The sequence below is a fragment of the Hypericibacter adhaerens genome, from assembly GCF_008728835.1.
In the GTDB taxonomy this organism is placed as follows: Bacteria; Pseudomonadota; Alphaproteobacteria; order Dongiales; family Dongiaceae; genus Hypericibacter; species Hypericibacter adhaerens.
On sequence record NZ_CP042582.1, the window covers coordinates 2,249,465 to 2,266,288 of the forward strand.

Here is a 16,824-nt window from a genome sequence, read left to right on the forward strand (position 1 = left end):
TTATGGATGACAGCGCTCCCCGCAGCGAATGGGTGAGGGCCTGCAGCCGCCAGGAGCTGGAGCAGGCGGGCCGCACGCTGTTCCGCGCCGGACCCAAGCAGATCGTGCTGTTTGCGACGCCGAAGGGCGTTCGCGCCTGCAATAATCGTTGTCCCCACGAGGGTTATCCGTTGAGCGAGGGCACGCTCGACGCCGAGTGCCGGCTGACCTGCAACTGGCACAACTGGAAATTCGACCTGGAGGACGGCGCCAATCTCTACGGTGGCGACCGGCTGCGGACATACCCGGTTGCGTTGCGCGGCGAGGATTACTGGGTCGATGTCGCGGACGCGCCGGCGGCGTTGCGCCAGCGTGAGGCGCTCGAGCATCTGCGCGACGCCTTCGCCGACAAGGAATATGACCGGATCGCGCGGGACCTCGTCCGTTTGCGGCGGGCCGGCGGCGCGCTGAGCGACGCGCTGGCCGCCGCGATCCTCTGGTCTCATGACCGGCTCGAGTTCGGCTGGACCCATGCCTATGCCGGCGCCGCCGACTGGCTGGCGCTGGCGGACGAAGCCGGCCCCGATCCGGAGCGGCCGCTCATCGCGATCCTGGAGGCCATGACCTACATCGCCGAAGATGTGCTGCGCGAGCCGGTCTTCGGCTATGGCGACGATGTCGCCGACTATGACGAAGCGGCGTTCCTCGCCGCGATCGAGGCGCAGGACGAGGGCAGGGCCATGGCCCTGGTTCGCGGCGGGTTCGAGCGCGGCCTGGGCTTCGCCGATCTCGAGCCGGCCTTGAGCCGGGCCGCGCTGGCGCATTACATCGATTTCGGCCACCCGCTCATCTATGTCGTCAAATGCGGGCGGCTGATCGCGCGGCTGGGCGCTGCCGTGGAGAAGCCCCTGACGCTGGCGCTGGTGCGCGGGATCGCCTATGCCGCGCGCGAGGACCTGATCCCGGAGTTCCGGGGCTATGCGAAGGCGTTGGCCCGCTTCGGCAAGGCGCCGGCCAAATCCCTCGATGACGAGGCCTTGCGCCGTGCCGGCATCGGGCTGGCGCTCGAGCTGGTCGCCGCTGCCGGTGCCGCGCCGCCGCTCGATCTCTACCGCTCGATGCTCGCAGCCGGTGCCGAGCGGCTCCTGACCTTCGATCTCGGCTTCGACAGCCGCCATGACGGGCCGGTCGCCGACAATGCGAGCTGGCTCGACGTCACCCATGGCATCACCTTCGCCAATGCCGTCAGGCGGCAAGGCACGAAGTTTCCGGATCTCTGGCCGGCCGGTCTGCTGCAGCTCGCCTGCCATGCCGGGCGCAACCTGGGCTTCACCGACCGGACGCAGGACCTGTCGCGCTGGGCGGTCAAGGACGCGGACCGCTTCTTCGAGGAGGAGATCGCAGCCCTCTTCGATCACGGCATCGAGGAGGAGATCGTCGCGGTCCATCGGCTGAAGACGCTGCTCGCCGCGCGCGAGGAATGGCGCGCCGGGGCCGCCGGCAAGGACGGGCCGCTCCTGCTGGCGGCGGTCCATCGCTATCTGCACGAGCCGCTCAAGGGCCGCCATCCGCGGCGCACGGCACGCCAGGCCATGGCTTTCGTCGCGCGGGAAGGCTAGGGCAAAGCTTTCGTCGTCGCGACTTGCCTGACCGTCGGGCTTGGCCGGCCGACGACGAGCCATCCCGCAAGGGCGATCAGCGCCATCCCGGCCATGGTCGGGAGGTTCGGTGCTTCCGCGAAGACGAGATAGCTCCAGAGGCCCGCGAACAGCAGATAGCTGTAGTCGAATGTGGCGATGATGGAAGGTGGCGCCGATTGATAGGCCTTGGCGAGCCCGATACTGATGCCCAGCATGAGGACGGCAAGAACAGCCAGAATTCCCCATTCCCGCAAACCTGTCGTGCCCCAGGGACCGAGCAGGAAGGGATAAGCGGCACCGTCGGGCAAGCTCGGCTGCCATGAGGCGAGGAGTGCGCTCATGGCGCCGCCGAGGATCAAGAGGCCGAGATTGAGGGCCAGACCGAGGACGGGCGGTGCCTCCGCGGCGCATTTCGATCGGGTGATGATCGCCGCCAAGGCATAGAGCAGCGCGGAGCCGACCGGGATCAGCGCCAAGGGCGAGAAATCGGCTGCCGCCGGCCGGATGACGAGAAGGACGCCGCCGAATCCGATCGCGATGGCAAGCCATCGGCGCCCGCCGACCGGCTCTCCGATCAGGAGCGCCGACAGCAGTGCGATGAAGAGCGGGCCGGTATAGGCGGACGCGGCAATCACCGGCAGGCTCAGCACCGGGATCGCTGCATAGAGGGCGACATACATGAACGCCAACAGCAGGCTGCGCAGAATGACCCATGGCTTCAGCACGGCTCGCAGGTCGATGGGCGATCGGCGTAGACGCATCATGGCGATGAGCGTGGGGATCACCAGCAGCGACCGCAATACGTAGACCTGCCAGAGCGTGAAATGGGCGCTGCTGGACTTGATGATCGTATCGGCGATCGACATGGCGAGCACGCTCGCCACGATCGTCGCGATTCCCGTCGTCAGATGCTGTGGCCGCCGCACCGCCTCGGTCATCATCGCCTCCCTCGGCGCAATATTGCGGGCCGGTCATTGTTTCGTGAACTGGCCTAAATGGGATCAGTGTAGTAAGAAATAGGACATGATCAGGAGGCTTCCGACAGGCGGTTTCGAGATTTTTCTGGCGATCGCCGATGGCGGTTCGCTGCGCGCGGCCGCCACGGCCATGGGCGTTCGGCCGCCAGCCATCAGCCAGCAGCTGAAAGCGTTCGAGAACGAGATCGGCGTCAGCCTGTTCACACGAACCACCCGATCGGTCGAGCTGACCGATGCCGGACGGGCCCTTCTGCGGCGGGCTCGGCCCGCGATGTCTGAGCTGAAGGAGGCCCTGGAAGATGCCCGCGGCATTGGCAGAGCGCGGAAGGGAAGCATCCGGATCACGCTGCCCTATCGCGCCTATCAGTTGCGGATCGCCCAGCGTCTGGCTGCCTTCCAGCAGAAATACCCGGAGATCGAGCTGGAATTGTCGTTCAACGAGGCCTTCGTCGACATCGTGGCGGAGCGGTTTCACGCAGGAATCAGGTTGGGCGACCGTATCGACGAGGACATGGTCGCGGTCCGGCTGACGCCGCCTCTCAAGGGATGCTATTTCGCGTCGCCCGCCTACTTCGCCCGGCACGGGCGGCCTCGGCGGCCGCGCGATCTCCTGCGGCACAATTGCATCCGCTATCGCTTCATCGATTCCAAACGTATCGGCGAATGGCAGTTCCAGGGGCCAGCCGGACCTCAGACTGTTACCGTCAAGGGCAATCTCATCGTCAACAGCTTCGCGGCGGTCGTGGCGGCGGCGCGGGACGGACTGGGAATCGGCTGGTCGTTGCGTGCCGGCGTTCAAGAGGAACTGAACGCCGGGCTGGTGGAAAGCGTGCTTGACCGTTTTGTGCCCGTGCGTCCGGGTTTCTACTTGTATTATCCCAAGGAAAATGCCCGTATCGAGATCCTCAGGCTTTTTGCGGATTTCATGCGGGTGGGCCGGGATTGATTCCCGAGCCGCTCATGGTCGGCTGGTGGCAATGAAATCGCTCTGGCTCGATCGCCTGTCGGGCAAGGAGCCCGGCTGGGCGGCGACGCCGCTGGCGGGGCTGACCAACCGCAGCTTCAGGCTCCAGCGCGGCGCCGAGACCGTCGTCGTCCGGCTGCCGGGTGCCGGGACCGAACGCTATATCGACCGGCGGGCGGAGCTGCACAACCATGACGTGGCCGCGCGGCTGGGCATCGCGCCGGCGATCCTGCTGGCCGATCCCGACTGCCTGGTGACGCGCTATGTCGAAGGGACGGAACCGCTGACCCCGGAGACGTTGCGCGAACCGGCGACATTGTCGGCGGTCGGCCGTCTGTTGGCGCGGCTGCATCGCAGCGGCGAGCTCTTCCAGGGCCGGATGGCGCTCTTTCCCAAGACCGACCAGTATCTGTGTCTGGCGGGCGACGAGACCCCGGCCGCCCTGCGCCGCTTGTGCGAGATCGCGACGCCGGCGCGCCCGATCCTTGCCGATCCCCGCGTCGCCTGGGTCCCCAGCCATATCGACCCGTCGCCCGCGAATTTCCTGCGCAGCGCGGAACGGCTTTCGCTCATCGACTGGGAATATTCGGCGATGTGCGATCCGGCCTGGGACCTGGCCGGCCTCGTCATCGAAGCCGGGCTCGGGGAGGGGCAGCGGAGGAGCCTGCTCGATGCCTATGGTGTCGGCGACGAAAGGCTGCCCTTGCGCGTCGAGCTGTTCCGGGCGCTGCTGCATCTGGTGGCGGCGAGCTGGGCCGCGGCGCAGATCGCGACCGCCGAGGATCGCGACGGCTACCGCCGCCTGGCGGAGGACTACACGCGGCGGGCCGAGCCGCTGATCGCCGGCCTCGGTTTTGCGGCGCTGATCGCGGCGCTGCGCTGACGGGCGTCCGGCTCCGGCTTGCAATCGCGGATTGCCTCCCTATGATGGGCGCCACTCAACGGGGTGCCCTTCGGGGCTGAGAGGAGAGACGGGGCCGTTCCCGCCTCCAACCCGACGAACCTGATCCGGGTCATGCCGGCGGAGGGAAATGAGCCGCTCTCAGAGAACCGCTCGTCCGCGCACCCTCCGCGTCACCAAGGGAGCGACGCGATGCGCCATTTCAAGTCTTTTGCCGTTCTGGCGGCGATATCCATCGGCCTCGGCCTCGGTGCCTTGGGCACCGCGGCGGCCGACACGCCGACCCTCCGCATTCTGACCTACGAATCCTTCACCTCCGAATGGGGGTTGGGCACGGCGATCAAGCCGGCCTTCGAGAAGGAATGCGGCTGCAAGCTCGAGTTCATCTCGGTCGAGGACGGCGCCGCCCTGCTGTCGCGCCTGAAGCTCGAAGGCGCCAGCTCCAAGGCCGATATCGTGCTGGGGCTCGACACCAACCTCACCGCCGAGACGGCGGCGACCGGCCTGATCGCGGATCATGGGCTCGATCTCTCCCGGCTCGACCTGCCGATGGCCTGGGCCGACAAGCAATTCGTGCCGTTCGACTATGGCTGGTTCGCCTTCGTCTACGACAAGACGCGCCTGCCCAACCCGCCGCAGAGCCTGGCCGACCTGGCGAAGGGCGACGCCAAGGACAAGATCGTGATCGAGGATCCGCGCACCTCGACGCCCGGCCTCGGGCTCCTGATGTGGGTGCGCAAGGTCTATGGCGACAAGGCGCCGGACTATTGGGCGAGCCTCAAGCCTCGCATCCTGACCGTGACCAAAGGTTGGAGCGAGGCCTACGACATGTTCCTCAAGGGCGAGGCGGCGCTGGTGCTGAGCTACACCACCTCGCCCAGCTATCACCTGATCGAGGAGAAGAAGGACCAGTACGCCGCCGGCGATTTTGCCGAGGGCAACTATCTCCAGATCGAGGTGGCGGCGAAGCTCGCCCATGCGCCGCAGCCGGCGCTCGCCGACAAGTTCCTCGCCTTCATGCTGTCGCCGGGTTTCCAGTCCGCGGTCGCCACCACGAACTGGATGTATCCGGCGAAAACGCCGGCGGAGGGCCTGCCGGCCGGCTTCGCGGCGCCGCTGCCGAAGGACAAGACCCTGCTCTTCACGCCCGAAGAAGCGGGGCAGGGCCGCCGCGCCTGGGTCGACGAGTGGCTGAAGGCGATGAGCCGGTGAAGGCAGATGGCGGCGTCCGTGTCCCTCCCCTCCCCCTACCCCCTCCCGCAAGGGGAGGGGGCTTGAGTTGTTCTTTGCTCGCTTCGCATTCTTCACTGATCCCCACAGAAGGGTGCGGCGCAGAGGAAGCTTTCTCGCCCCCTCCCCTTGCGGGAGGGGGTAGGGGGAGGGGTTGCCGCAGGAACGGGTCTCGTTGACGACGCGCGCCCACACGCTCAACCTCCCGCTCCTCGGCGGCCTCGCGAGCCTCGTCGTCATCCTCCTGCTGATCGGCGGCGCCTTCGTCGCCCTGCTGCTGGCGGCGGCCGACATCGACATCGGCGCGGTCGTGGGCGACAGCTATATCCGCCACGTCGTCGGCTTCACCGTCTGGCAGGCGGCGCTCTCGACCCTGCTGAGCGTCGGGCTGGGCGTTCCGGTGGTGCGGGCGCTCGCGCGGCGCCCGCGTTTCTTCGGCCGGGAAGGGCTGCGTTACCTCTTCGCCATGCCGTTCCTGACGCCGGTCATCGTCGCGATCTTCGGGCTGGTGGCGATCTATGGCGTCAGCGGCTGGCTCAATCGCGGCCTCGATCTGTTGGGCTCCGCGCAGGATTTCCATCTCTACGGCCTTGCCGGCATCCTGATCGCGCATGTGTTCTTCAACATGCCGATGGTGGTAACGCTGCTGCTGCCCCGCTTCGAGGCGGTGCCGGCCGACAGCTGGCGGCTGGCGGCCCAGCTCGGCATGAAGAGCGGGGCGATCTTCCGCGTCATCGAGCTGCCGCTGCTGCGCCAGACGCTCCCCACCATCGCCATGCTGGTGTTCCTGCTCTGCTTCGTCAGTTTCGTCGTGGTGCTGGCGCTGGGCGGCGGCCCGCAGGCGACGACGCTGGAGGTCGCGATCTACCAGGCCCTGCGCTTCGATTTCGATCTCGGCCGCGGCGTGTCGCTGGCCTTGCTGCAGCTCGCGATCGGCGCGGGCTTGTTCGCGATGACCCGCCTGCTCGAGCGCCAGATGCCGCTGATGCCGAAGCTCAGATCCCTGGTCGCCCGGCCGGATGCGGCCGGGCGCCTCGGACGGGCGCTCGACCTGATCGTCATCGCGATCGCGGCCCTGTTCGTGGCGACGCCGCTGGCCGCGATCGTGATCGAAGGCATCCTGGGATCGGTCGGGCATCTGGTCTCGGACCCGCGGCTGCAGCTCGGAACCCTGCGCAGCCTGACGATCGCCGGTTGCGCCAGCCTGCTTTGCGGCTGCCTGGCGCTGGGGATCTCGATGTCGGGCCGGCAGCGCCCGGGCCGGAGCCCGCGCTGGTCGGGACTGCTCCAGATGGCTTCGGTGAGCGGCCTCGTCGTCTCGCCGCTGGCGTTGGGCACGGGGCTCTTCCTGCTGTTCCGCCCGGTCGTCGACCAGCCCTGGATCGCTTACGGGCTCGTCGTCGCGATGAACGCCATCATGGCGCTGCCGTTCGGGCTGCGGACGCTCTCCCAGGCGGTCGCCGACGCGGCGCGCGAGGACGACCGGCTCTGCGGAGCGCTGGGCCTTTCGGGATGGAACCGCTGGCGCCTCATCGATTGGCCCAAGCTGCGCAGGCCGCTGGGCGGCTGCCTGGCGCTGGCGTTCAGCCTGGCCCTGGGCGATCTTTCGGCCATCGCGCTGTTCGGCCGCGACGGCATGGAGACGCTGCCGCTGCTGCTCTATCAGCAGATGGGGGCCTATCACATGCCCGATGCCAACGTGACGGCAGCCCTGCTGCTGATTCTCAATTTCGCATGCTATGCGGCGATCGCCGCGGGAGTGGGGGGCCGTGCTCGCCGTTGAGATGACCGCAGTCACCTTCCGCTACGAGGCGATGCTGATGCGCTTCGACCTCGCGGTCGAGGCGGGCGAGAGCCTCGCCATCATCGGTCCCAGCGGCGCCGGCAAGAGCACGCTGCTCAACCTCGTCGCGGGCTTCGAGACGCCGCTTGCCGGCAGCATCAAGCTCGCGGGGCTCGATATGGCGGGCCTGCCGCCGGCCGAGCGCCCCGTGACCATGGTGTTCCAAGAGCACAATCTCTTCGCCCATCTTCCGCTCTTCGACAACGTCGCATTGGGCATCGATCCGGGCCTGCGGCTGAAGCCCGGCGACAGCGCCCGGGTCGAGGCGGCGCTGGCCGAGGTGGGGCTGACCGGCCTCGGCCATCGCAAGCCCGAGCAGGTCTCGGGCGGCGAGCGCCAGCGCGCGGCCCTGGCACGCGCCCTGGTGCGCAACCGGCCTCTGCTGCTGCTGGACGAGCCCTTCGCCGCGCTGGGTCCCAAGCTGCGGCGCGAGATGCTGGATCTCGTGAACGCGCTGCGGCGCGGCCGCGGCCTCACCGTGCTGTTCGTCAGCCACCAGCCCGAGGATGCGCGTCACGGCGCCGACCGTGTCGCCTTCGTCCAGGACGGCCAGATCCGGCGGATCGCGGCCACGGCCGACTTCTTCGCCGAGCCGCGCCTGCCTGAGATCGCGGCCTATCTCGGCGAGGCCGAGGGCTAATCGTTGTCGTCGCCGGTGATCAGCCGCGCGCCGCTGTGGAACAGGAAATAGGCCCAGAGCCAACTGAGCAGCACGAAGATGCGGTTGCGGAATCCGATCAGGAAGAAGATATGGACGCCGCCCCAGAACAGCCAGGCGAGCGTGCCGCTCATCTGCATCCAGCCGAGATCGGCGACCGCGGCCCGGCGCCCGATGGTGGCAAGGTTGCCGTAGTTGAAATAGGCGAAGGGCTTGCTGCTTCGTCCCGCGAGCGCGCGCAGGATATAGCGCGCGACATAGCCGCCCTGCTGCTTGGCGACCGGCGCCACGCCGGGGAGCGGCTTGCCGTTGGCGCCCAGGCACAGCGCCGTATCGCCGATGACGAAGATGCGGGGGTCGTCCGGCAGGTTCAGGTGCGGCGTCACGGCGACGCGGCCGGCACGGTCGCCGGCGATGCCGAGCCATCTGGCGGCCGGCGAAGCCTGGACGCCGGCGGCCCAGATCACGGTTGCGGCGGGAATGAAGCGCCGGCCCCGGCTGTCCTCGATCTCGATCCCGGCCTCCTCGCAGCGCGTGACCTTGGCGCCCAGCAGCAGCTCGACGCCCAGCTTGTGGAGCTGGGTTGTCGCCTTGACCGAGAGATGGTCCGGGAAGCTGGTGAGGGGCCGCTCCGCCGCCTCGACCAGCAGGATGCGGGCCTCGCGCGGGTCGATGGCGCGGAAGTCGGCGGCCAGCGCCTTCTTCGCCAGCTCGGCGAGGGCGCCGGCCAGCTCCACCCCGGTGGGGCCGGCACCGACGATGGCGAAGGTGAGGAGACGTTCGCGGGCCTTTTCCGCCGTCGCCATCTCCGCCCGCTCGAAGGCGAGCAGGATGCGCCGGCGGATGCCGGTGGCGTCGTCGATCTGCTTGAGGCCGGGGGCCACCGGCTCCCACTCGTCATGGCCGAAATAGGCATGGCGGGCGCCGGTCGCGACGATGAGGCTGTCGAAGGGAATGCGTCGGCCATCCGCCAGGAACACCTCGCGCGCCTGGCGGTCGACGCCCTCGACCTCGCCCATCAGCACGCGGGCATTGGCCTGGTGGCGCAGGATGCTGCGGATCGGCACCGCGATGTCGGCCGGCGACAGGCCGGCGATGGCGACCTGGTAGAGCAGGGGCTGGAAGAGATGATAGTTGCGCCGGTCGATGACCGTGACCTCGACCGGCGCCTTGGCCAGGGCCTTGGCGGCGGAGAGGCCGCCGAAGCCCGCGCCCAGGATCACCACGCGATGGCGCGATCCCGCCGCGCTGGACCGATCGCCGCCCGATGCGGCGGAAGAAGCCGGACGCCGGTCGAGCGTGGCTTCCGGCGCCATGGTTATCCGAGGGCGCTCTTCACCAGCGCGCCGCGCGTCGCCAGGAACTCGTCGAGCGCCGCCTCGAAGCGCGCCACATCGGGCTCGCGCATCGGCAAGCTGAGGGCGACGAAGCCGCGTCGAGCCAGATAGATCCCGGCGGCGATCATGTCCAGATGGAAGAGCTTCAGCAGCTCGCCCATGCGGTTCTCGAGCGCGGGGTCGCTCGGATGAGCCTCGGCCGGCGTGCGCACGGGGCCTTTGACGAAATGCAGGTTCATCAGCGAGCCCACGCCGGTGACCTGAAGCGGCGCCGCGTGGCGGCGCGCCACCGCGTTGAGGCGGTCGCGCATCTGGTCGCCCAGCGCGTTGAGCCGGGTCGCCTCCTCGGGCGTGAAGACCTGGGTCAGGCCGGCGACGCCGCCCGCCATGGAGCAGACATTGTTGTTGAAGGTGCCGGCATGGCCGATCGAATCCGGGCGATAGGGGTCGTAGCGTTCCATCAGGTCGCGCCGGCCGCCGAAGGCGCCGAAGGAAAGGCCGCCGCCCAGATATTTGCCGAGCGTGGTCATGTCCGGCTTGACGCCGACCAGCGCCTGGCAGCCGCCGGGCGAGAGGCGCGAGGTCATGACCTCGTCGAAGATGAGGACGATGCCGCGCCGGGTGCATTCCTCGCGCAGCATCTTGAGGAAGGCGGGATCGGCCGGCAGGCAGCCGGCGGAGCCCTGCATCGGCTCGACCAGCACGGCCGCGAGCTCGGCGCCATGCTGCGCGATCAGGTCCTTCGTGTATTCGGTCTCGTTGTAGCGGCCCTTGACCCAGTTCAGCGGCAGGTTGAGCGGATTGCCGTGGCTGCCGAAATAGAACACGCCGCCGTGATAGGCGAACTCGAACACCATGATCTTGTCGCGGCCGGTCATGATGCGCGCGGTCTGGATCGCGAACAGATTGGCCTCGGTGCCGGAATTGCAGAACCGCACCAGCTCGATCGAGGGGATGCGCTTGCAGATCGCCTCGGCGAGCTGCGCCTCGTAGCGGTTGGGTCCGCCCAGCACGATGCCGTCGCCGAGCGCCTTGCCGATGGCGCCCTGGATCACCGGGTCGGAATGGCCGTAGAGCCCGGCCGTGTATTCGCCGAGGAAGTCCAGATATTCATGCCCGTCGAGGTCGGTGAGTCTGTTGGCCTTGCCGTGGCCCCAAGCGAGCGGGAAGGGGGTGTAATGCAGCACGGTGCGGGTGTTGCCGCCCGGCATGACCTGCGCGGCCGAGGTGGCGCGGGCCTTGCTCTTCGGGTTGGCGGCGCTGTAGCGCGCCTCGGCCTCGGCGATCGCCGCATCGAGATCGGCATTGGGGCGGGATCCATCGGCCATGGGCGAACACTCCTGCTGGAACGGCCGGCCTCGGGGCGGCCGGAAAGCCCCGAGCATCGGGATTGAGGGCGCCGCCGTCAATCGTTCACAGCGGTGGTTTCCGCAGGGTGTGGGGGACGCCGATCGGCTTCATCACCGTCACGATGTCACCAGGGGACCGTGCGGCCGAGATAGTCCAGATATTCCAGGCCCGGCCTCCGCTGCTTCTCGAGAAGCACGTTCACCAGGCTGGGGATGCTCTCTTCGATGGTGAGCCTCGCGTCGGGGCCGCCCAGATCGGTTTTGACCCAGCCCGGCGCCATGACCGCCAGGGCGCGCGATGTCCCGGCCTGGCGCGCCGCGAAGCTCCGCATGAACATGTTCAGCGCCGCCTTGCTGCCGCGATAGAGCTCCCGCTGACCGGTCTCGTTGTTGGCGATGCTTCCTTGTCCGGACGACATCACGCCGATCAGGCCCGTCGCCGCAACGTAGGGCTCCAGGCTTTCGATCACCCGCATCGGGCTCAGGGCGTTGGTGATCATGAGATGCACGAAATCGTCGGTCGACACCTCGCCGATCGTCTGCGTCGGGTCTCGATTGGCCGTGCCGGCATTGACGAACAGCATGTCGAACATCCGGCCGGACAGGCGGTCATGCAGCGCCGCGAGCTGGTCGGGCTCGCAGATGTCCAGGATCTCGATCTCGACCCGGCCTTTGTATTCGTCCGCCAGGTCGTGCAGCAGGGTCCGGGTCGCCCCGCCGCGGACCGTGCCGACGACGTTCCAGCCCTTTTTCAGGAACTCGGCCGCCATGGCATGGCCGAGCCCGCGGGAGGCGCCAATGAGGAGGATCGTGCGGGCTGCGTCGCGCAGGACGGCTGTGCTCATGGGTGAATGTCTTTCCGCTGGTGAGGTTGACCGCAGATATGCGCAGCCTTTCATTGGGCGCCAGACGCATTCAAATCAAAATATAGTTGCATCGAACGCTATGTCCTGCCGCGCCGATGCGATAGGCTCACGCCAATGAGCGACGTGGATCTGAACCTTCTCGCGGCGCTGGATGTGCTGCTTGCCGAGGGCAGTGTGACGGGGGCGGCCCGTCGCCTCGGCTTGAGCGCGTCGGCCATGAGCCGGACGCTGACGCGGCTTCGGGCGGCGACAGGCGACCCGCTGCTCGTCCGTGCCGGGCGAAGGCTTGTGCCGACGCCGCGGGCGGCCGAGCTCCGCGATCGCGTCCATGAGCTGACGCGGGACGCGCAGGCGGTGCTCCGGCCGCAAGTCGCTCACCTGGACGTCGCCTCGCTCGAGCTGACCTTCACCCTGCGTGTCAGCGAGGCCTTCCTGGAATATCTTTCCGGCCCCGTCGCGGCCGCTGTCACCCAGGCAGCGCCACGCGTCTGCCTCCGGTTCGCCCCCAAACCGAACAAAGACGCCGGGCCGCTGAGGGAGGGGCTCGCTGATCTGGAGATCGGCGTGCTGGGAACTTCCGCGCCGGAGATACGCACCCAGCTCCTGTTCCGAGACCGCTATGTCGGCGTGGCCCGGATCGGGCATCCCCTTCTGCGGAGCAGAGCGGTCACGCCCGAACGATATGCGGCCTGCAACCATGTCGTCGCGTCCAAGGACGCGGATACGATCGAGCCGATCGATGCCGCCCTGCAGAGCCTGGGGCTCAAGCGGGCCATCAGGGTTGTCGTGCCTGGATATCCGGATGCGATGCGGATCGCCCGCCAGTCGGATCTGGTGGCGCTCGTGCCTCAGTCGTGCCTTGGCAACAGCCTGACCGCCGATCGCGCCGCCTCGTCGGGTCTCGCGAGCTTCGAGCTTCCGGTCCCCGTGCCGGAATTCAATATATCGGCGATGTGGCATCCCCGCATGGATGCCGACCCGGCCCATCGCTGGCTGCGGAACACCGTGATGTCGGTCTGCCGGACGGCCTATGCCTCGAGGTGAGGACGGTGCCGCATCAGAGCCCGCGGTTGACGCCGCCATCCACCATGATGTTCTGCCCGGTCGTGGCCCCTGACTCCGGCGAGAGCAGGAAGGCCGTCATGCTGACGAGTTCGGCCATGCGCGTGGCCCGCGCGATGGGGATGGTCCGTCGCACCTCGTCGGTCATCGGCCAGTTCTCCACGAAGCCCGGCAGGATGTTGTTCATCCGGATGCCGTCGCGCGCGTAGCGGTCGGCATAGAGCTTGGTGTAGCCCGCGAGCGCCATGCGGGTCGTGCCCGAGACCGGGAAGATCAGCCGCGGCTCGAGCGCGGCGAAGGTCGAGACATTGACGATCGAGCCGCCGCCGGCGCGCTGGAAGACCGGCGTCACGAACCGCGCCATCCGTACCACGTTGAGGAAATAGAGATCGAAGCCGAAGAGCCAGGCCTCGTCGGTGATGTCGGTCAAGGAGCGGTCCAGGTCCGGATCGTAGGGCATGCCGGAGGCGTGGTAGGATTCCGGATCGCGACCGGTATTGTTCACCACCCCGTCGATGCGGCCATAACGGCCCAGCGCCAGCTCGACCAGCGCCGCCAGATCCTTGGGCTCGGTCACCGAGCCCTTCATGCCGATCCCGCCCAGCTCGGCGGCGAGCTTCTCCGCGGCATCCGATCTCGACATCAGGGCGAGCTCGTAACCCTTCTCGGCAAGACCCTTGGCGAGGGCGGCGCCGATCCCTTGTCCTGCGGCCGTGACGATGGCGACGGGCATGATGGCCTTCCTTTTCTGCTTTGGCCTCTGTTTGGGGGCCTCTAGCTCTTGGGCCGCTGCGCATGGCCGCGGTCGTCCTGCCAGCGCTTGGCCTTGTATTCGCTGCGGGCGAGCGCCTCCGGCGCCAGGATCTCGACCCCGAAGCTGATCCCGATGCGCTTGTTGAGGATCGCGGACAGCCGCTGCTGCCACAGCTGGGCCGCTTCCGGAGAGAGGGTGTGCTTCGGCATGACCCGCACCGTCGCGACATCGGCGTTGCGCTCGTCGGAGGTGAGGATGACCTGATACTCGTCGACCTCGGGATCGGAGAACAGCGCGTCGTCCACCGCCTGCGGCCAGATATTGACGCCCTTCACCTTCTTCATGTCGTCCGTCCGGCTGATGGAGGCGACCTCGATGCCGGAGAAGGGGCGCCCGCAGCGGCAATAGCGCGGCTCGTGCCAGATGCCGCGGTCGCGGGTCCGGCAGCGGATGAGCGGCGTGTCGGTGTGATAGAGGCTGGTCACGACGATCTCGCCGGCCTCGCCGTCCTTCACATGCTTGCCCGTCGCCGGGTCGATCACCTCGGTCAGCACCATCGGGTCGATATTATGCAGCAGGCCCGGCCGGGACGCCGTCCCGATCCCTTCCTCGCAGCAGAAGGCATGGTCGTTGCCGGTCTGGGTCGAGCCGTAGCGGTCGAACACCTTGGCGCCCCAGGCCTCCTCGAGCCGCTCCAGCCAGGCAAAGCCCGAGCCTTCGCCGCCGGTCATGAGCACGCGCAGGCCGTAGCTCGAGGCCTTGTCGCCGGCGATCGCCGCCAGATGGCCGAAATAGGAGGTGGTGCCGAAGAGGGCGGCCGGCCGGTAGCGGGTCATGAGCTCGAGCTTCCGGGCCGCGTTGTAGTTGCCGACGGGAAAGACCGAGAGCCCGTAGGAGACGGCACCCTGGAACTCGCAGCGGCCGCCCGACATGAGCGTGATGGGCAGCGTCAGGAACACGCCGTCGGCGCGCTGCAGCCCCGACCAGCACATATGGAAGCCGTAGATATGGCCGGTGCCGATGAACTCGTCGGCCGTCTGGGCATGGATCTCGACGCCCTGGCCCGAGGTGCCGGAGGTGTTGCTCCAGACCAGGGGATAGCGGCGCTCCAGCACATGCTGGTGGCGCAGCCCGAAGGGCGGGGCCGCCTGCTGGTCCTCCATGAAGTCGCGCTTCTCGACGGTCGGGAACTCGGCCGTGAAGCGCTCGAGGGTGGTGGTGTGATCGGGCGATGCGCCCACGGCTGCCCAGCGCTGGCGGTAGAACTTGTTCTCACGCAGGACCTTCGGCAGCAGGTGCGTCAGCCGCTTCATCTGCAGCGCCTTCACCTCGTCGCGCGAGAGCCGCTCCACGCTCGGGTCATAGATGCGCTTTTCCACGTCTCCACCTTGCCGGGCCGTTTCCTCTTGTCGTCTAATTTACTAGACGGCCCTGCGAGTGCCAAGGAAGAATGAAGCGATAACGCGCGCCGTCGTTCAATTGCCGCCGCGAGGCGGGTGGACATCGTGTTTAAAGAATCATAGCATCTGACCCCTGCGCGTGGCGGCCGCCCGGCCGCCGGAAAGACGAGTGCCATGGCAGCCATCGACATCCTCTGCAACGACTTCACCCCCGCCGGCATCCGCAAGAACTATGCCGAGAACGAGGAGGAGAAGAGCCGCTTCGAGCAGGTCGGGCGGCATCACAATTTCGTCGGCTACGAGCCGCCCGAGTTCCTGAAGCGCATGGATGCCATCGGCGTCGAGACGCTCCTGGTCTGCGCGATCCAGACCTGGTCCTACAAGGAGCAGAAGCCGCTCGAAAGCTCCTCGGTCGAGGAGATCGTGGCCGTGGTGCGCCAGGCGCCAAAGCGGCTCCACGGGCTCTACGGCGTCAATATCCATCGCGGCATGAAGGGGGTCGCCGAGTTCGAGCGCGCGGTGCGGGAGCATGGCTTCAAGGGCCTTCATATCCATCCCCATGGCTACGGCCTGCCGCCCGACCATGCCTATTATTTCCCCTATTACGCCAAGGCGCAGGAGCTGAAGGTCCCGGCCGTCATCTCGATGGGCCATACACTCGACCTGATGCCGAACGATCCGGGGCGGCCGATCCATCTCGACAAGGTGGCGCTCTATTTCTCGGATCTGGCCGTCGTCTGCACCCATACGGGCTGGCCCTGGACCGAGGAGGCGATCGCGCTCGCCTGGAAGCACCCCAACCTGTTCCTCGGCACCTCGGCCCATGCGCCCAAATACTGGAAGCCCGAGCTGGTGAAGTTCATCAACTCGCACGGCCAGGACAAGGTGATGTGGGGCACCGACTATCCGTTGATCGACCACAAGGAGTCGCTGCAGCAGATCGAGGCGCTGGGTCTCAAGGAAAGCTCGAAGGAAAAGTTCGTGCGCAAGAACGCCGCCCGGGTCTTCGGGCTGTAGGGTCTTCGGGCTCTGGCGCTCTGCCGGTTATCGGAAGAAGGAGATATCGATGTCGAATGGCAAAGTCGCGTTGGTCACCGGGGCCGCCGGTGGTATCGGCCAGGGCGTGGTGCTGCGCCTCCTCAAGGACGGCTTCACGGTCGCGGCCATGGATATCAACGAGAAGGCGCTGGCCGAGCTCAGCCAGCGCGGCCAGAGCTACAAGAGTACCCTCTCGATCTGGCCCTGCGACCAGACCAACGAGAAGATGACCCGCGACGCGGTCGCCAAGATCGAAGCCAAGCTCGGGCCCGTCGAGGCGCTGGTGAACACGATCGGCTGGGTCGGCACGAGCCGCTTCGCCGACGAGGATTCCGATTACTGGCGCAAGGTGATCGCCATCAATCTCGAGGCGGTGCTCTATTCGACCCATGCGGTGCTGAAGGGCATGGTCGAGCGCAAGCGCGGCAAGATGGTGCATTTCGCCTCGGATGCGGGCCGCGTCGGCACCAGCGGCGAGGTGGTCTATTCCGCGACCAAGGGCGGCATCATCGCCTTCGCCAAGAGCCTCGCCCGCGAGCATGCGCGCCACAACATCAACGTCAATTGCGTCTCGCCGGGCCCGACCGACACGCCGCTCCTGCAGCAGGAGATCAAGGACGATCCCGAGCTGATCCGGCGCATGGTCCGCCTCATCCCCTTCCGTCGCGTCGCCACGCCGGAAGACCAGGCGGCCGTGGTCAGCTTCCTGGTCTCGCCCGATTCCGACTATCTCACCGGCCAGACCATCAGTTGCAGCGGCGGCCTCGTGATGGTGTGAGGGCGCTCTGTCGATGGCACTCGCGCGCGTTCACACTCCCGTCATCCC

General features: G+C 67.6%; 15 protein-coding genes and 1 riboswitch. Of the genes, 9 read left to right on the forward strand and 6 right to left on the reverse strand.

The features are described from left to right. The first annotated feature begins 2 nt into the window (after window positions 1-2). Complete coding sequence (locus tag FRZ61_RS09810; RefSeq protein WP_151117049.1) at window positions 3-1,598, forward strand: Rieske (2Fe-2S) protein; 1,596 nt, start codon at window positions 3-5, stop codon at window positions 1,596-1,598. Here the strand turns inward: FRZ61_RS09810 and FRZ61_RS09815 are convergent. After that, a complete protein-coding gene (locus tag FRZ61_RS09815) occupies window positions 1,595-2,557 on the reverse strand; it encodes a DMT family transporter (RefSeq protein WP_151117051.1) in 963 nt (320 codons plus the stop codon). The genes FRZ61_RS09810 and FRZ61_RS09815 overlap by 4 nt on opposite strands. Window positions 2,558-2,642: 85 nt before the next feature. Between FRZ61_RS09815 and FRZ61_RS09820 the strand changes: the two genes are divergently transcribed. The 5 genes from FRZ61_RS09820 (at window position 2,643) to thiQ (ending at window position 8,174) form a co-directional block, all read left to right on the forward strand. Next, complete coding sequence (locus FRZ61_RS09820; RefSeq protein ID WP_151117053.1) at window positions 2,643-3,542, forward strand: LysR substrate-binding domain-containing protein; 900 nt, start codon at window positions 2,643-2,645, stop codon at window positions 3,540-3,542. A 31-nt stretch (window positions 3,543-3,573) separates the two neighbouring features. Next, complete coding sequence (locus FRZ61_RS09825) at window positions 3,574-4,443, forward strand: choline/ethanolamine kinase family protein (RefSeq protein ID WP_225309253.1); 870 nt, start codon at window positions 3,574-3,576, stop codon at window positions 4,441-4,443. Between the two features lie 49 nt (window positions 4,444-4,492). Continuing rightward, a riboswitch (TPP riboswitch) is annotated at window positions 4,493-4,608 on the forward strand. Window positions 4,609-4,653: 45 nt separating this feature from the next. Next, window positions 4,654-5,673 carry a thiamine ABC transporter substrate binding subunit gene (thiB, locus tag FRZ61_RS09830; protein WP_151117057.1) on the forward strand — a complete coding sequence of 340 codons (1,020 nt, stop codon included), beginning with the start codon at window positions 4,654-4,656 and terminating at the stop codon, window positions 5,671-5,673. Window positions 5,674-5,866: 193 nt separating this feature from the next. After that, a complete protein-coding gene (gene thiP / locus FRZ61_RS09835; protein WP_191909377.1) occupies window positions 5,867-7,474 on the forward strand; it encodes a thiamine/thiamine pyrophosphate ABC transporter permease in 1,608 nt (535 codons plus the stop codon). Next, on the forward strand, window positions 7,461-8,174 hold the full coding sequence (gene thiQ / locus FRZ61_RS09840; protein WP_225309197.1) for a thiamine ABC transporter ATP-binding protein: 714 nt from the start codon (window positions 7,461-7,463) through the stop codon (window positions 8,172-8,174). Before thiP ends, thiQ begins: the two co-directional genes overlap by 14 nt. On the opposite strand, the gene FRZ61_RS09845 is transcribed toward thiQ, so the two are convergent. The 3 genes from FRZ61_RS09845 to FRZ61_RS09855 all read right to left on the reverse strand — a co-directional run bounded on the left by FRZ61_RS09845 (window position 8,171) and on the right by FRZ61_RS09855 (window position 11,723). Then, window positions 8,171-9,508 carry an NAD(P)/FAD-dependent oxidoreductase gene (locus tag FRZ61_RS09845; RefSeq protein WP_151117061.1) on the reverse strand — a complete coding sequence of 446 codons (1,338 nt, stop codon included), beginning with the start codon at window positions 9,506-9,508 and terminating at the stop codon, window positions 8,171-8,173. The genes thiQ and FRZ61_RS09845 overlap by 4 nt on opposite strands. 2 nt (window positions 9,509-9,510) lie before the next feature. After that, a complete protein-coding gene (locus tag FRZ61_RS09850) occupies window positions 9,511-10,857 on the reverse strand; it encodes an aspartate aminotransferase family protein (protein ID WP_151117063.1) in 1,347 nt (448 codons plus the stop codon). A gap of 146 nt (window positions 10,858-11,003) precedes the next feature. After that, window positions 11,004-11,723 carry an SDR family oxidoreductase gene (locus tag FRZ61_RS09855; protein WP_151117065.1) on the reverse strand — a complete coding sequence of 240 codons (720 nt, stop codon included), beginning with the start codon at window positions 11,721-11,723 and terminating at the stop codon, window positions 11,004-11,006. Window positions 11,724-11,858: 135 nt separating this feature from the next. Between FRZ61_RS09855 and FRZ61_RS09860 the strand changes: the two genes are divergently transcribed. Next, on the forward strand, window positions 11,859-12,788 hold the full coding sequence (locus FRZ61_RS09860; protein WP_151117067.1) for a LysR family transcriptional regulator: 930 nt from the start codon (window positions 11,859-11,861) through the stop codon (window positions 12,786-12,788). Between the two features lie 13 nt (window positions 12,789-12,801). Here FRZ61_RS09860 and FRZ61_RS09865 read toward each other — a convergent pair whose 3' ends face one another. Together FRZ61_RS09865 and FRZ61_RS09870 are read right to left on the reverse strand one after the other, a co-directional pair. Then, the gene (locus FRZ61_RS09865) at window positions 12,802-13,539 is read right to left on the reverse strand and encodes an SDR family oxidoreductase (protein ID WP_151117069.1); all 738 of its coding nucleotides are present in this window, start codon (window positions 13,537-13,539) and stop codon (window positions 12,802-12,804) included. A 41-nt stretch (window positions 13,540-13,580) separates the two neighbouring features. Next, window positions 13,581-14,939 carry a phenylacetate--CoA ligase family protein gene (locus tag FRZ61_RS09870; protein ID WP_151117071.1) on the reverse strand — a complete coding sequence of 453 codons (1,359 nt, stop codon included), beginning with the start codon at window positions 14,937-14,939 and terminating at the stop codon, window positions 13,581-13,583. A gap of 195 nt (window positions 14,940-15,134) precedes the next feature. On the opposite strand from FRZ61_RS09870, the gene FRZ61_RS09875 reads away from it, so the two are divergent. Together FRZ61_RS09875 and FRZ61_RS09880 are read left to right on the forward strand one after the other, a co-directional pair. Next, window positions 15,135-15,977 carry an amidohydrolase family protein gene (locus FRZ61_RS09875; protein ID WP_151117073.1) on the forward strand — a complete coding sequence of 281 codons (843 nt, stop codon included), beginning with the start codon at window positions 15,135-15,137 and terminating at the stop codon, window positions 15,975-15,977. Between the two features lie 49 nt (window positions 15,978-16,026). After that, window positions 16,027-16,776: an SDR family NAD(P)-dependent oxidoreductase gene (locus FRZ61_RS09880; protein ID WP_151117075.1), complete on the forward strand. Its 750-nt coding sequence runs from the start codon at window positions 16,027-16,029 to the stop codon at window positions 16,774-16,776. Window positions 16,777-16,824 lie beyond the last annotated feature (48 nt).

Coding starts and splice junctions, on each gene's coding strand:
- FRZ61_RS09810 (WP_151117049.1), top strand. CDS start 3: ATGGATGACAGCGCTCCCCGCAGCGAATGGGTGAGGGCCTGCAGCCGC.
- FRZ61_RS09815 (WP_151117051.1), bottom strand. CDS start 2,557: ATGACCGAGGCGGTGCGGCGGCCACAGCATCTGACGACGGGAATCGCG.
- FRZ61_RS09820 (WP_151117053.1), top strand. CDS start 2,643: ATGATCAGGAGGCTTCCGACAGGCGGTTTCGAGATTTTTCTGGCGATC.
- FRZ61_RS09825 (WP_225309253.1), top strand. CDS start 3,574: ATGAAATCGCTCTGGCTCGATCGCCTGTCGGGCAAGGAGCCCGGCTGG.
- thiB (WP_151117057.1), top strand. CDS start 4,654: ATGCGCCATTTCAAGTCTTTTGCCGTTCTGGCGGCGATATCCATCGGC.
- FRZ61_RS09845 (WP_151117061.1), bottom strand. CDS start 9,508: ATGGCGCCGGAAGCCACGCTCGACCGGCGTCCGGCTTCTTCCGCCGCA.
- FRZ61_RS09850 (WP_151117063.1), bottom strand. CDS start 10,857: ATGGCCGATGGATCCCGCCCCAATGCCGATCTCGATGCGGCGATCGCC.
- FRZ61_RS09855 (WP_151117065.1), bottom strand. CDS start 11,723: ATGAGCACAGCCGTCCTGCGCGACGCAGCCCGCACGATCCTCCTCATT.
- FRZ61_RS09860 (WP_151117067.1), top strand. CDS start 11,859: ATGAGCGACGTGGATCTGAACCTTCTCGCGGCGCTGGATGTGCTGCTT.
- FRZ61_RS09865 (WP_151117069.1), bottom strand. CDS start 13,539: ATGCCCGTCGCCATCGTCACGGCCGCAGGACAAGGGATCGGCGCCGCC.
- FRZ61_RS09875 (WP_151117073.1), top strand. CDS start 15,135: ATGGCAGCCATCGACATCCTCTGCAACGACTTCACCCCCGCCGGCATC.
- FRZ61_RS09880 (WP_151117075.1), top strand. CDS start 16,027: ATGTCGAATGGCAAAGTCGCGTTGGTCACCGGGGCCGCCGGTGGTATC.